Raw genomic sequence first — 13,841 nt, 5'->3', positions numbered from 1 at the left:
GGCCAGGGCGTGGGCGCAGACCGCATCGCCCAGCGGCACGCCGGCGGCGTGGGCCAGGGCCAGGGCCTGCTGGCTGGTATTGGCCTGAATGATGGTCGCTTGCAGCGCCGCATCGGCGCCCACCGCCGCGGCCCATTGCGCCAGTTGCGGCAGGTCGATGCTGGAATGGCGGCTGTGCAGGTCCATGTGTCCGGCGGCCAGCTTGCTGATCTTGCCGAAGCCTCCGCACAGGCTCAGGCGCGCCACCGGCACCTTGCGCAGGTGCTTGAGCACCGCGCCGACGAAGTCGCCCATCTCGATCAGGGCGATTTCCGGCATGCCGTAGACCCTGCGCATGGTGTCTTCGCTGGCGTTGCCGGTGCAGGCGGCGATGTGTTCGTAGCCGTTGGTCTTGGCGACGTCGATGCCCTGGTGGATCGAGGCGATGTAGGCCGAGCAGGAGAAGGGCCGGACGATGCCGCTGGTGCCGAGAATCGACAGCCCGCCGAGAATCCCCAGGCGCGGGTTCATGGTCTTCAGCGCCAGGCTTTCGCCGTCCTGCACGTTCACCGTGACCTCGAAGCCACCGGGGTAATTGCATTCCTGCGCGAGGCGGGTCAGGTGTTCCGTCATCATCCGGCGCGGCACCGGGTTGATCGCCGGCTCGCCCACGGTCAGCACCAGCCCCGGCCGGGTCACGGTGCCGACGCCCTGACCGGCAACGAAGCGCACGCCGGGTTCGTCCAGCAGGCGCACGCAGCTGAACAGCAGGGCGCCGTGGGTCACGTCCGGGTCGTCGCCGGCGTCCTTGAGGGTGCCGGCCTCGGCGCCCGGCGCGTGCAGGCGGCAGAACTCCAGGCGCATCTGCACCTGCTTGCCCTTGGGCAGGGTGATTTCCACCGCGTCGTGCGCTTGCCCGGTCAGCAGCAGGCGCGCGGCGGCGAGGCTGGTGGCGGTGGCGCAACTGCCGGTGGTCAGGCCGCTGCGCAGCGGCGCCGGCTGTTCGGCGGTTTCGTCACGCATGCTTGATGGCGTCGAGCAGGGTGATCGGCAGCGCCTGGCGCCAGGTGTCGAAGCCGCCCAGTGGCTGGGCCTGGGCGACATGAATGCGGGTCAGTTCACCACCGTGGCGCTCGCGCCATTCCATCAGGCGCACTTCGCTTTGCAGGGTCACCGCGTTGGCCACCAGCCGGCCGCCGGGGCGCAGGTGTTCCCAGCAATGCTCCAGCACGCCGGGCACGGTGACGCCGCCGCCAATGAAGATCGCGTCCGGGCGCTCCAGGCCGTGCAGCGCTTCCGGCGCGCGCCCGCGCACCAGTTGCAGGCCCGGTACGCCGAGGGCGTCGCGGTTCAGTTCGATCAGTTGCTGGCGGCCGTCGTCGGCTTCGATGGCCAGAGCGCGGCACGCCGGGTGCGCGCGCATCCACTCGATGCCGATCGAGCCGCTGCCGGCGCCGACATCCCAAAGCAACTCGCCCGGCTGCGGGGCGAGGCGGGTCAGGGTGATGGCGCGGACATCGCGCTTGGTGATCTGCCCGTCATGCTGGAAGGCGTTGTCCGGCAACCCGGCCAGTGGCGACAGGCGCACCGCATTGGCATCGGCGCGGCATTCGATGGCGACCAGATTGAGGTCGGCGACCGCGCCGTCCTTCCAGTCGTTGGCGCTGCCTTGCAGGTGACGCTCGGCGCTGCCGCCCAGGTGTTCCAGCACATGCAACTGGCTCGGGCCGAAGCCGCGCTCGCGCAGCAGGGCGGCGATGGCGGCAGGGCTGGTGCCGTCGTTGCTCAGCACCAGCAGGCGCTGGCCGCTGTAGAGATGCGTGTTGAGTTGCGCCAGCGGGCGGGCGACCACGGAAACAATGACCACCTCCTGCAACGGCCAGCCGAGGCGGGCGGCGGCGAGGGCGCAGGAGGAGGGGGCGGAAATCACGTTCAGCTCATCGGCCGCGACTTGCCGCGCAAGGCTGGCGCCAACGCCGTAGAACATCGGGTCGCCGCTGGCCAGCACGCACACCGGCTCGCCGCGCAGGGCCAGCACCGGCGCCAACGAGAACGGGCTCGGCCAGGTCAGGCGCTCGGCCTTCAGGCAATGGGGCAGCAGGTCGAGCTGACGCGGGCTGCCGAACACCCTGGCAGCGTGCAGCAGGGCGCGCCGGGCTTGCTTGCCGAGGCCGCTGAAGCCGTCTTCGCCGATTCCTACTATGGTCAACCAGGGCGCCATGCCGTTCCTCTTTTCCGGGCCTATCCGACCGGCAGGCTTGGCCCGCCGCCGGGCAAAGCAGGCATAATACCGCGCCTTCCGGTGCCCAGCCCCATTAGACGATTGACGGGTGAACCCTTGAACCAATCCCAACCCGCTCCTGCCATTCGCCCCTCGGCCTGCCCGGGGTTGTGGCGCATCGTCCAGGCCCGCGACGGCGGCATCTCGCGGATCAAGCTGGATGCCGGGCATCTGGACGCCGATCAGGCCGAAGCCGTGGCCGAAGCCGCCGAGCGTTTTGCCGGTGGCGTGATCGAGGTGACCAACCGCAGCAACCTGCAGATTCGTGGCGTTGGCAGCGACCAGCAGGGCCTGATCGCGCACCTGCTGGCGGCCGGCCTGGGCCCACGGGTCGCCGCCGGCGACGACGTGCGCAACCTGATGCTAAGCCCCGCCGCGGGCCTCGACCCGGCCATGCTGTTCGATACCCGCGCGCTGGGCGCGCAGATTCTCGACCTGCTGCAGACCACGCCGCGCTTCCATGCGCTGTCGGCCAAGTTCGCCGTGCAGCTCGATGGCGGCGAAGACCTGGCGATGCTCTGGCATCCCCATGACCTGTGGCTGTCGCCGCTGCGCCTGGACGACGAACTGTGGCTGGCCTTCGGCCTGGCGGGCTGTCCGGGACGGGATGCGCCGGTGGCCGCCGTGCCGCTGGCGGCCGGGCTAGCGCTGGTGCGGGCGGTACTGGAGCGTTTTCTCGATCTGGCTGATGCCGGTCAGTCGCGGATGCGTCAGTTGCTGGAGACGCTGTCCACCGACGCCTTCCTCGCCGGCCTGGCGTTGCCGCTGCGCCGCGATGCTGCGGTGCTCGACTGGCGCCGCCCCGGACGTGACCTCGCGCGCCACCTGGGTGTCTATCCCCAGCAGCAAGCCGAGCGGGTCGCGGTGGGCGCGGTAGCGCCGCTGGGCCGCCTGAGTGCAGCGCAATTGCGCGGTGTCGGTGCATTGGCCCGCGAACTGGGCGACGGCAGCCTGCGTATGACGCCGTGGCAGAGCGTGCTGCTGCCGAACATTGCCATTGGCCGCGCCGAACGGGTGCTGGCCGCCTTGCTTCACCTTGGCCTGATCACCGACGCCGCCGAGCCGCTGGCCGGCGTGGTCGCCTGCACCGGCTCGGCCGGTTGCGCCAAGGCCCTCGCCGACACCAAGGCCGATGCGCTGCAACTGGCCTTCAGCCTGCGCCAGCCGGTCCCGGTGGCCGGCGTCCACTTGAGCGGCTGCGGCCGCTCCTGCGCCATGGCGCATACCGCGCCGGTCACCTTGCTGGCGGTCGGCCCTGGTCGCTATGACCTGTATTTTCACGACCCGGCACAGCCGGGCCCCGGCGTTTTCGCCGGGCGCAACCTGACACTGGAAGAAGCGGGCGCCACGCTGGACGCCCGCCCACGGAGCAACCCTCGATGATTGATTACATCCGCGACGGCCAGGAGATTTATCGCAACTCCTTCGCCATCATTCGCCAGGAGGCCCGCCTGGAGCGGATTCCGGCCGACCTGGAAAAGCTCGCGGTACGGGTGATCCATGCCTGCGGCATGGTCGAGGTGGTCGATGCCCTGCGCTTTTCCGAAGGCGCCGGCAAGGCCGGGCGTGAAGCCCTGGCCGCTGGCGCGCCGATTCTCTGCGACGCGCGGATGGTCGCCGAAGGCATCACCCGCGCACGCCTGCCGGCCAACAACGAGGTGATCTGCACCTTGCGTGACGACAGCGTGCCGGACCTCGCCAAGGAACTGGGCAACACCCGCTCGGCGGTGGCCCTGGAACTGTGGCGCCCGCACCTGGAAGGCAGCGTCGTGGTGATCGGCAACGCGCCGACCGCGCTGTTCTACCTGCTGGAAATGATCGACGCCGGCGCACCGAAACCGGCGCTGATCCTCGGCTTCCCGGTGGGCTTCGTCGGTGCGGCGGAGTCCAAGGCGATGCTGGCGGCGGACAGCCGTGGCGTGCCGTTCGTGATCGTCGAAGGGCGTCTGGGCGGCAGCGCCATGGCCGCCGCCGCGGTCAACGCCCTCGCCACGGAGGTTGAATGATGCAGGCCCGCGGACGTTTGCTCGGCCTGGGCGTGGGCCCCGGCGATCCCGAGCTGATCACCCTCAAGGCCCTGCGTCTGCTGCGTGAAGCGCCGGTGGTGGCGTACTTCGTCGCCAAGGGCAAGCGCGGCAATGCCTTCGGCATCATCGAGCAGTACCTGCAAAGCGAGCAGACCCTGTTGCCACTGGTTTATCCGGTGACCACCGAGGCGCTGCCGGCGCCGCTGTCCTACGAACAGGTCATCAGCGATTTCTACGATGCCGCGAGCATCGAGGTCGCCGCGCACCTGGATGCGGGCCGCGATGTGGCGGTGATCTGCGAAGGCGATCCGTTCTTCTACGGCTCCTACATGTACCTGCACGATCGCCTGGCCGAACGTTATGACGCCCAGGTGATTCCGGGTGTCTGCTCGATGCTCGGTGGTGCTTCGGTGCTCGGCGCGCCGCTGGTGTACCGCAACCAGAGCCTGTCGGTGCTGTCCGGCGTGCTGCCCCATGACGAACTCAAGCGCCGCCTGGCCGATGCCGACGCGGCGGTGATCATGAAGCTCGGGCGCAACTTCCCCAAGGTCCGCCAGGTGCTGACCGAGTTGGGCCTCGATGGCCGCGCGCTGTATGTGGAGCGGGCGACCATGGCCAACCAGAAGATCGTCGCGCTCGATGAGGTCGATCCGGCGTCGTCGCCGTACTTCTCGCTGATCATCGTTCCCGGCGAAAGGTGGCAAGGCTGATGACCCGACGCGCACCGGCCATTGTCATCCTCGGCAAAGGCAGCGTGGCCACGGCCCGCAAGATCCAGCAGCTATATCCCGACGCCCTGATCCACGGCCTGGCTGGCCGGGTCGAGGACGTCGATGTCAGCTATCAGGAGTTCGGCGCGAGCCTGCGCCGGCTCTATCAACAGGACACGCCGATCATCGCCTTGTGCGCCGCCGGCATCGTGATCCGCAGCCTCGCCGGCGTGTTGCTGGAGAAGGGCGCGGAACCTCCAGTGCTGGCGGTGGCCGAGGACGGTAGTGCGGTCGTGCCGCTGCTGGGCGGCTGGGCGGGTGAACGTCATGGCGCGGGAGATTGCGGCCGGACTGGGCGTCGCCGCGGCGATCACCACCAGTGGCGAACTGCGCTTCGGCACCTGCCTGCTCAATCCTCCCAGCGGCTACGCCCTGGCAGACCTGGAGCTGGGCAAGCGCTTCGTCTCCGACCTGCTGGCCGGTGAACGCGTGCGCATCGAAGGCGCCGCGCCGTGGCTCGACGAAGCGCGCTTGCCGCAAGATGAGCAGGCGTCGCTGACCATTCATGTCGGCTGTGCCGAACGCGAGGCGGCGGCCAACGAATTGCTGATCCATCCGCGCTGCGTGCTGGTGGCGGTTTCGGCTTCGGTCCCGGCGTTGGCCGAGGCGGTGCGTGCGGCGCTGCACGACGCGAAGATCGCCGAGGCATCGCTGGCCTGCCTGCTCGCCAGTGCTGACGACATGGCCGAACCGGCCTTGCACGACGCCGCGCGCGAACTGGGTGTGCCGCTGCGTTTTGCGCCGACACAAGCCTCGGTCAGCGCCCTGGCGGCGCGGGCATTGCCGCAGTTGCTGGCACCGCAGGCGGTGGGCGAGGGCCTGGCGATTGCCGTGGCCAACGCGCCGATCGATCCGCAACACATTGGCCAGCGTCGAGGCCGCGTCGCGGTGATCGGCCTCGGTCCGGGTTCCGCCGAACTCATGGCGCCGGCGGTCAAGGCCGAGCTGGCGCGGGCCAACGATGTGCTCGGCTACGAAACCTATGTGCGCATGGCCGGGCCGTTCCGTGCCGATCAGGTGCTGCACTGCACCGACAACCGTGAAGAACTGCAACGCGCCCGGCATGCCTTCGAGCTGGCGGCGCAGGGACGTTCGGTGATTGTGGTGTCGTCCGGTGACCCTGGCGTGTTCGCCATGTCTGCGGCGGTGCTGGAAGCGCTGGAAGCCTCCGACGATCCGGCCTGGCACCGGGTCGAGCTGGAAATGCTGCCGGGCATTTCCGCCTCGCTGGCCACTGCGGCCCAGGCCGGAGCGCCGCTGGGGCATGACTTCTGTGTGATCTCGCTGTCGGACAACCTTAAGCCGTGGTCGATCATCGAGAAGCGTCTGGATCTGGCCGCCGAGGCGGACCTGGCCCTGGCCTTCTACAACCCGATCTCGCGCTCGCGGCCGTGGCAACTGGGGCAAGCGCTGGATATCGTCCGTCGCCATCGCGGTCCGCAAACGCCGGTGGTGCTCGGTCGCGATATCGCCCGGCCGGGGCAGTCGCTCAAGGCGATCCGTCTGGGCGAATTGCAACCCGAGATGGTCGACATGCGCACCATGGTGCTGATCGGTTCCAGCACCACCCGCACCTTCGCCCGCGCCGATGGCGGCGAATGGGTCTACACGCCGCGCTGGTATCCCCAGCCGGACTGAGCCCTGCGGGGAAAGGCTTCGTTCCTGACCCCGCTGTCGTTGCAACGTACCTTGGCGTTCCCTCCTCGAGAGGGAACACCTAAAAAGGACTTTGCCATGACTAACGACAGCACCCCCTCTTCGAGCATCAGTTCCGCCGCCGTGGTGGAAAGCTCCCTTGTCGCCTTCGGCGCCGCGATGTCGGCGCAAAGCCGCACCGACGTAAAGAACAGCTTCCTGTTCGCCACCCTGGTTGCCAACAAACTCCACGACCAGACAGCCATGAGCGAGTCCTGGTTCAAGTCGTTCCTGCAGGTGATGGGGGATTGCGGCTGGGTCGTGGCCCATCGCACCCACGAAAAGGAAAGCACTTCCGGTCAGTCGCTCAAGGTCGCCAATGTCGCGGTCCAGGCGGTGCAGTCGGCCGCTACCAGCCTGCTGTTGGGCGGGCCGGTGACCGCCGCGATCAAGTCGCTCGCCGAGGCGGCGATCAAGGGCCTGGAGAGTAACGAGAAGGCTCTGACCGTGTTCAAGCGCAATCTGGAAAACCGCACCAACGTGGTCATCGGCCTGGCCTCCTGTACCGAAACCGAGAGCGGCGAAGTGGTGATGGCGCTGGGCGCGGTCCAGCGCTCGGTGCGCAAGGAAGACATCAACGCGCTGGTGTTCGACTGGGACAGTTCTACCTCGGCGACCTACAAGAGCACCGCGGCCCTGTCGTTCAACAGCCAGGTGTACGCCAGCGTGCGCGCGGGCGTGGAGCAGCGCCTGGGCGGGCGGGCCTTGGCCAGGATCATGGACTACGACATCTGACCGACGCTGACGCTGCGGGCCCTTGGCATTTTTCTGGAGATGACCGACGTGGATATCGACGGCTACACGATGTGGACCAGCGAGGGCAGCCTGATGCTGGTGGCCCCTCAGGTCGGGGATGTGGAGCGCCAGAACGTGTTGGGTTCGCTGCGTTATGCACAACGGTCGGCGGACAGCCTGATGACTTCGCGCTTCATCGAGCACCGGCAATGGTATCGCGCCTATCGCGCTGCCCTCGGCAAACGCGGCTGGCGGGTGATCCACAGCTGCCAGAGCGTCGATACCGCGCAATGCCGGACGCTGCTGGCGCCGATGCAGCCGCTGGTGTTGTGGCTGAGTAGCCAGCACCCGGAACTGGGCGCCGTGCTGGAGCGCTGCATCGATGCGCTGGACCCGGTGCAAGCGGGTATCGAGCGACTGAGCGGTTCGGCGCTGCGGCGTTCGCCCCGAGGCGGTGCCCATCTGGTTCTGGAGCTGGGCGTGCTGCGACCCGGCTTGCGACTCAGCCTGTGCAGCCTCGCCCTGGAAACCAGCGAGACGCCTGGCCGTGACTGGCTGGTAGCGGCGCTGGACGGCGCAGCATTGCGTGGCGATCTGTCGTTCCAGAGCCTCATGGCCGAACCCGCGCCCGAGCTGCTTGAAACCGGACACGACCGCTTCGCCCGCCTGCTGCTCGATGCGGCCCCCCGTTACACCCTTCACTGAGGCAACAATGCTATGACCGATCAACCTCGGGCATCCGTCGTGGGCAATGCCCTGATGTCCTTTTTTCCCGATATCCGCAAAGAGGTCCGCGAGCGTGTCCAGATGGCGATGCTGTTCGCCCAACGGGCGACGCAGGACGCGCTGGACAACCAGTTGGTGGGCGACGGCTACAGCTTCTATCGGCGCCAACTGATGTTTCTCGGCTGGGACGCCAAGTCGCCACGGGAATCCTTCGACCCCAATCTGCAACGCCGCAAAGCGCTGAACGATGTGCTGGGGCAGATCAATGCCAGCGCCGACAGCCAGTACTCCGACATGACTCGCTGGTCCATCGAGGCGCTGCAGGCCAGCGAAGCGGCGCTCTATCGTTTCGAGGCGCGCTCGCTGGCGTCGGAGTCTTTCCAGTTGTTGCCGTGCCGGATGATCAAGCCAGGTTACGTGGACCTGGTGCTGTACCACGAAACCCTGGAGCGCGAGGAGCAACTCAGCGGGTTTCTCTACCGGGAACGGGTGGTGACCGGGTCACGCATCGAGCTGGTGCGTTTCAACGTGCGCCTGTTCGAGCAGAAGTTTGGCGCGTGGATCGAGAAGAGCCTGGAGCAGGCTCTTCGGCAGGATGTTTACGAGCTTTGAAGCGCCGGTTCAGGAAATCAGGTAGCCCTTGATCCCGGTGAAGATGATTTGCGCGGCAAGGGCGCAGACGAACAGGCCCATGAGTCGGCTGACGATCTGCAGGCCCTGGTCGCCGAGGATCCGTTCGATACGGTTGGAGAGGTAGAGCACCAGGCCGACGGTGAAGCTGGCCAGCGCGATACTGACGATGGCCAGCAACTTGTCGTCCCAATGCGGCTGGCCGACGCCCATCACCAGCAGTGCACCGATGGTGCCGGGGCCGACGGTCAGGGGGATGGTCAGCGGCACGATGGTGACGTCCTGCTGCACGTTGTCGGTCTGCACCGCCGACTTGCCCTGGGCCATGCCCAGCGCGGAAATGAACAGCACGCTGCCGGCACCGATGCGGAAGGCATCGGCGGTAATGCCGAAGACGCCGAAGATCACCCGACCGAACAGGTACAGCAGCACGCCGGCGATCAGCACACCCATGGCCACCTTCCAGGCCAGGTGCTTGCGCTCCTTGCTGGAATAACCACGGGTCAGGCTGATGAAGCAGGACAGGACGAAGAACGGGCTGTAGAGCACGAGCATTTTCAGGTAAACGCTGAACAACTCATGAAGCATGGTCTGGGCTCGCGAAAGAAGAAAAGGCCGGGCAAGTGTATCAGTGCGACAGCGGTGCATCGGCGGGTGGTCGCGACTGCTCGCGGCGGGCTACCCAGTGTTCGATTAGCTCACGCAATTGCGACAGCTCCACCGGCTTGGACATGTGTCCGTCCATGCCGGACAGGCGCGCACGCTCCTTGTGCTCGGCGAGGATGTGCGCGGTCAGCGCCACCACCGGCGTGTGCGGGCTCTGGGTGCTGGCTTCCCAGGCACGCAGTTGCTGGGTCGCGGAGAAGCCATCGAGGATTGGCATTTCGCAGTCCATCAGCACCAGGTCGTAATGCTGCGCCTTCATCGCCTTGAGCGCTTCTTCGCCGTTGCTGGCGGTGTCCGGCTCCAGGTTGAGCTTGCCGAGCATGCCGCGGATGACCTTGGTGGAAATGCTGTTGTCTTCGGCAACCAGAATGCGGAAGTCGGCGGGCAGCTCGATGGGGGCCGGGCGCTGGGCAGGCATGAAGCCCGGCGGCGGCACTTTGCTGCGCTGCGACAGTTCTTCGGCCAGGGTGGTCTTGAGGGTGTAGCCAGCCACCGGCTTGGCGAGGATGCGTTTGACACCGGCATTGCGCGCGATGACTTTGCTCGGCGCATTGCTGATACCGGTGAGCATCACCAGCAGGATGTCGTGGTTCAGGCTCGGGTCTTCCTTGATCTTCGCCGCCAGTTGCATGCCGGTCATGCCGGGCATGTTCTGGTCCAGCAGGACCGCGTCGAAGTAGTCACGCAGGTGTGCCTTGGTTCGCAGCAGGGCCAGCGCTTCCTTGCCCGACGGCACGGCGCTGACGTTCATGCCCCAGGCGCCGCACTGCTGGACCAGCACTTTGCGGCAGGTGTCGTTGTCGTCCACCACCAGCACCCGGGCGCCGCGCAGCGAGGCGTCGAGGTCGGTGGCCGGTTGCTCCAGGCGCTGCGGGTCCAGCGGCAGGGTCAGCCACAGGGTGTTGCCCTGGTTGTGGCTGGTCTTGATACCGAATTCGCCCTGCATCAGCGTGATCAGTTGCTTGGCGATCACCAAACCCAGATGGCCACCGAGCTTGTTGCTGGAGAGGAAGTGTTTGCTGTGCAGCTCGGCCTGCAACAGGGCGTCGCGTTCGGCGGGCTGCATGGCTTCGCCGCAGTCCTGCACGGCGATGCGCAGGCGCGGGCTGCTGCCGCGCTGATCTAGGGCGACCACCAGCAGAATCTCGCCGTGGTCGGTTTTCTTCAGGGCATTGTCCAGCAGGCTGAGCATCGCCTGGCGCAGGCGGGTCGGGTCACCGCTGATCACCCGTGGCACCTGCGGCTGGGTAAAGCTGATCAGCTCGATGTTCTGCTGCTCGGCCTTGGCGCGGAAGATACCCAGGCAGTCTTCGATCAGCGCGTTGAGGTCGAACTGCACATCGTCCAGCTCGATTTGCCCGGACTCCAGCTTGGAGATGTCGAGAATCTCGTTGATCAACGTCAGCAGCTCGTTGCCGGCGCTATGAATGGTTTGCACATAGTCGCGCTGCTTGACCGACAGCGGTGTGCCGAGCAGCAGTTCGGTCATGCCCAGCACGCCGTTCATGGGGGTGCGGATTTCGTGGCTGATCTTGGCCAGGAACTCGGCCTTGGCGTTGATCTCGGCTGTGCTCGCTGCCAGTTCGCGGCTGGCGCTGAAGCGTGCTTCGTTCATGTAGCGCAGGCGCTCGCTGACCGAAAGGTTGAGCAGCAGACCGCTGAACGCGGTAAGGCCGAGCAGGATGAACAGCAGCCACTGGGTCGGCGTGCGGGTCAGGCCGAGCAGGGCCGGCAGGACCACCAGGCAGCCGACGGTGAAGATCAGCATGCCGAGGCTCAGCAGGCGCGCCGGCGAGAAGCCCTTGTACCAGTGATAGAGCGAGACGCCGAGCATGCTCAGGCAACCCAGCGCCACCAGCGCGTAGGTCATCAGGTTCAGCGGCAGGGTATCGACGAACAACAGCAGCAGGCCGCAGAACACCACCAGCAGCATCTGGCCCTGCAGCAAGCGGGTCAGGCGGGGTTGGCCAAGCGGGGCGAAGAAGCGCTGGGTGAACACCAGCCCGCAGAGGGTGGCGAGCAGCACGGTCAGGTAGGCCGCGGGCGTCTGCGCCGAGTGCCACAGGTTCCACGGGCCACTGAGATTCAGCAGGATCAGCGCGCTGAGCATCATCAGCAGGTGGTAGCCGGCCAGCCACAGGCTGGCGGTGGAGCGCGAATAGGCGAAGCGGGTGAGGTTGTGCAACGCCAGCATGCCGAGGCAGCCGAACAGCAGGCCGAACAACAGCGGGCGACGCTGGTCGGCGGCGGCTTCGACCGCAGGTAACAGGCTGATGCCGGGGCGCAACTGGTGTTCGGACACCAGCCGCAGGTAAACGTCCAGCGCTACGGGGCTGGCGGGAAGTGAAAGCAGGTGGTCGCTGCTGCTCAGGGTCAGCAGGCCGCTGTCGCTGCGACGACCGTTGTGCGACTGCTGCAGCAGGTTGTTGCCGTCGAGGACGTAAAGATCGAGACGCGAGAGGTCGGGCGCGAACACCCGGATGACCTGCTCATGCTGGCCGGGAGGCAGCCGGTAGTGCAGCCAGAGCGCCTGGTTGGGCTCGGCGGCGTTGAGCTGGTTGAGTTCGATGGGGCTGAACTGGTTGCGGTAGCGTTCGGAACGGATGTCGCCCAACTGCAGATTGGCCTGGCCGTCGAGCAGGACCGCCCAGCCGCTGCTCGATTCGGCCATGGCCGGAAGAAGGCAGAGCAGGGTCAGCAGGCTGACGATGGTTCCAATGGCAATCCTGAGCCAACGCACGGCGATTTCCCTTCCTAGCTGAGTCCCGGTGTACCACTATGCGCGGCGTGCCAAGCCGAAGGCAAGGTTTTGCCCGGGCCCTGGCGACGAGCCGGGAGCCGCGGCGCAAAGGCGCCGCGCTCCCGCTCAGGCAGGTTACTCCTGATGCTCGCCACGCTCGCGGGCAATGGCACGGTAGCCGATGTCCTTGCGATAGAACGCGCCTTCCCAGTCGATTTCGGCTGCCAGACGGTAGGCCTGTTGCTGTGCGGCTTCGACCGTGTCGCCCAGGGCGGTGGCGCAAAGCACGCGGCCGCCGCTGGTTACGACCTGGCCGTCTTTCAGCGCGGTACCGGCATGGAACACCTTGCCTTGCAGTGCGGCGGCGGCGCCCAGACCCTTGATCGGCGCGTCCTTGGCGTAGTCACCAGGATAGCCGCCGGCGGCCAGGACCACGCCCAGGCTTGGGCGCGGATCCCAGACGGCTTCGACCTTGTCCAGCGCCTTGGCCAGTGCGGCCTCGATCAGCAGGATCAGGCTCGACTCCAGACGCAGCATGATGGGCTGGGTTTCCGGGTCGCCGAAGCGGCAGTTGAACTCGATGACCTTCGGGTTACCGGCCTTGTCGATCATCAGACCGGCATAGAGGAAGCCAGTGTAGACGTTGCCTTCCTCGGCCATGCCGCGCACGGTCGGGTAGATCACCTGGTCCATCACGCGCTGGTGCACGTCAGCGGTGACCACTGGTGCTGGCGAGTAGGCGCCCATGCCACCGGTGTTCGGGCCGGTGTCGGCGTCGCCGACGCGCTTGTGGTCCTGGCTGGTGGCCATCGGCAGCACGTTGGCGCCGTCGACCATGACGATGAAGCTGGCTTCTTCGCCGTCGAGGAATTCCTCGATAACCACGCGCGAACCGGCTGCACCAAAGGCGTTGCCGGCGAGCATGTCGCGCACGGCGTCTTCGGCTTCGGCCAGGGTCATGGCGACGATAACGCCCTTGCCGGCGGCCAGGCCGTCGGCCTTGATGACGATCGGCGCGCCTTTTTCACGCAGATAAGCCAGGGCTGGCTCGATCTCGGTGAAGTTCTGGTAGTCGGCGGTCGGGATCTTGTGGCGCGCCAGGAAATCCTTGGTGAAGGCCTTGGAGCCTTCAAGCTGGGCGGCGCCAGCGGTTGGACCGAAGCAGTCCAGGTTGCGGCTGCGGAACAGATCGACCACGCCGGCAACCAGCGGGGCTTCCGGGCCGACGATGGTCAGCGAGACGTTCTTCTCGGCGAAGTCGGCCAGTTGCTCCAGCGCGGTCACTTCGATGGCGACGTTCTCGCACTTGGCTTCGGTGGCGGTACCGGCGTTGCCGGGAGCGACGAAGATTTTCTCGACACGCGGGTCCTGGGCGACTTTCCAGGCCAGGGCGTGTTCACGACCGCCGCTACCGATGATCAAAACGTTCATGTCAAAACCTCAGTGAAGGGCATGCCCTTCGTTTTGTATTCGCTGTACGAGGTCGCAATGAAGCAGGTAGATGCAAGGCGGGGTCGGTTCCGATGAGCGGAGTTGCCGTCTGGCAATGAGCATCAGCGGAACCGGCCCCAACGCAGCAGATGCCTGCTTCA

The 13,841-nt window shown here is 66.7% G+C and carries 11 protein-coding genes and 1 pseudogene; 7 read left to right on the top strand and 5 right to left on the bottom strand.

The window, feature by feature from the left end:
- Both HWV67_RS26275 and cbiE read right to left on the bottom strand, forming a co-directional pair.
- The coding region (locus HWV67_RS26275) for a cobalt-precorrin-5B (C(1))-methyltransferase (protein ID WP_175653369.1) at positions 1–1,002 on the bottom strand (1,002 nt) is incomplete at its 3' end.
- Positions 995–2,200 (bottom strand): precorrin-6y C5,15-methyltransferase (decarboxylating) subunit CbiE, encoded by a 1,206-nt coding sequence (cbiE, locus tag HWV67_RS26270; protein WP_175653368.1) that lies wholly within the window; start codon positions 2,198–2,200, stop codon positions 995–997. The genes HWV67_RS26275 and cbiE, both read right to left, overlap by 8 nt.
- 102 nt (positions 2,201–2,302) lie before the next feature.
- Between cbiE and cobG the strand changes: the two genes are divergently transcribed.
- From cobG to HWV67_RS26235, 7 genes and pseudogenes are all read left to right on the top strand, one after another.
- The gene (gene cobG / locus HWV67_RS26265) at positions 2,303–3,643 is read left to right on the top strand and encodes a precorrin-3B synthase (protein ID WP_306167791.1); all 1,341 of its coding nucleotides are present in this window, start codon (positions 2,303–2,305) and stop codon (positions 3,641–3,643) included.
- The gene (locus HWV67_RS26260; protein ID WP_095156023.1) at positions 3,640–4,266 is read left to right on the top strand and encodes a precorrin-8X methylmutase; all 627 of its coding nucleotides are present in this window, start codon (positions 3,640–3,642) and stop codon (positions 4,264–4,266) included. Before cobG ends, HWV67_RS26260 begins: the two co-directional genes overlap by 4 nt.
- The gene (locus HWV67_RS26255; RefSeq protein ID WP_175653383.1) at positions 4,266–4,997 is read left to right on the top strand and encodes a precorrin-2 C(20)-methyltransferase; all 732 of its coding nucleotides are present in this window, start codon (positions 4,266–4,268) and stop codon (positions 4,995–4,997) included. The genes HWV67_RS26260 and HWV67_RS26255 overlap by 1 nt, the downstream gene beginning before the upstream one ends.
- A pseudogene (cobJ, locus tag HWV67_RS26250) lies at positions 4,997–6,695 on the top strand (precorrin-3B C(17)-methyltransferase). The gene HWV67_RS26255 and the pseudogene cobJ overlap by 1 nt, the downstream one beginning before the upstream one ends.
- A gap of 96 nt (positions 6,696–6,791) precedes the next feature.
- Positions 6,792–7,487 (top strand): hypothetical protein, encoded by a 696-nt coding sequence (locus tag HWV67_RS26245; protein ID WP_175653366.1) that lies wholly within the window; start codon positions 6,792–6,794, stop codon positions 7,485–7,487.
- 39 nt (positions 7,488–7,526) lie between these two features.
- The gene (locus HWV67_RS26240) at positions 7,527–8,192 is read left to right on the top strand and encodes a hypothetical protein (protein WP_175653365.1); all 666 of its coding nucleotides are present in this window, start codon (positions 7,527–7,529) and stop codon (positions 8,190–8,192) included.
- A 12-nt stretch (positions 8,193–8,204) separates the two neighbouring features.
- On the top strand, positions 8,205–8,825 hold the full coding sequence (locus tag HWV67_RS26235) for a hypothetical protein (protein ID WP_175653364.1): 621 nt from the start codon (positions 8,205–8,207) through the stop codon (positions 8,823–8,825).
- 9 nt (positions 8,826–8,834) lie between these two features.
- Here HWV67_RS26235 and HWV67_RS26230 read toward each other — a convergent pair whose 3' ends face one another.
- The 3 genes from HWV67_RS26230 to purD form a co-directional block, all read right to left on the bottom strand.
- Positions 8,835–9,431, bottom strand: coding sequence for a MarC family protein (locus HWV67_RS26230; RefSeq protein ID WP_175653363.1), 597 nt, complete (start codon positions 9,429–9,431; stop codon positions 8,835–8,837).
- A 40-nt stretch (positions 9,432–9,471) separates the two neighbouring features.
- Complete coding sequence (locus HWV67_RS26225; RefSeq protein ID WP_175653362.1) at positions 9,472–12,249, bottom strand: hybrid sensor histidine kinase/response regulator; 2,778 nt, start codon at positions 12,247–12,249, stop codon at positions 9,472–9,474.
- Between the two features lie 135 nt (positions 12,250–12,384).
- Positions 12,385–13,680: a phosphoribosylamine--glycine ligase gene (gene purD / locus HWV67_RS26220; RefSeq protein ID WP_175653361.1), complete on the bottom strand. Its 1,296-nt coding sequence runs from the start codon at positions 13,678–13,680 to the stop codon at positions 12,385–12,387.
- Positions 13,681–13,841 lie beyond the last annotated feature (161 nt).

Origin of the sequence: Pseudomonas sp. Marseille-P9899, from assembly GCF_903166565.1 — a bacterium.
Classification (GTDB): Bacteria; Pseudomonadota; Gammaproteobacteria; order Pseudomonadales; family Pseudomonadaceae; genus Aquipseudomonas; species Aquipseudomonas huaxiensis.
Note: the sequence above shows the minus strand (reverse complement) of the source record. Positions and strands in the feature narration are given on the sequence as shown.

Coding starts and splice junctions, on each gene's coding strand:
- HWV67_RS26245 (WP_175653366.1), top strand. CDS start 6,792: ATGACTAACGACAGCACCCCCTCTTCGAGCATCAGTTCCGCCGCCGTG.
- HWV67_RS26260 (WP_095156023.1), top strand. CDS start 3,640: ATGATTGATTACATCCGCGACGGCCAGGAGATTTATCGCAACTCCTTC.
- HWV67_RS26255 (WP_175653383.1), top strand. CDS start 4,266: ATGCAGGCCCGCGGACGTTTGCTCGGCCTGGGCGTGGGCCCCGGCGAT.
- HWV67_RS26235 (WP_175653364.1), top strand. CDS start 8,205: ATGACCGATCAACCTCGGGCATCCGTCGTGGGCAATGCCCTGATGTCC.
- HWV67_RS26230 (WP_175653363.1), bottom strand. CDS start 9,431: ATGCTTCATGAGTTGTTCAGCGTTTACCTGAAAATGCTCGTGCTCTAC.
- cbiE (WP_175653368.1), bottom strand. CDS start 2,200: ATGGCGCCCTGGTTGACCATAGTAGGAATCGGCGAAGACGGCTTCAGC.
- purD (WP_175653361.1), bottom strand. CDS start 13,680: ATGAACGTTTTGATCATCGGTAGCGGCGGTCGTGAACACGCCCTGGCC.
- HWV67_RS26240 (WP_175653365.1), top strand. CDS start 7,527: ATGACCGACGTGGATATCGACGGCTACACGATGTGGACCAGCGAGGGC.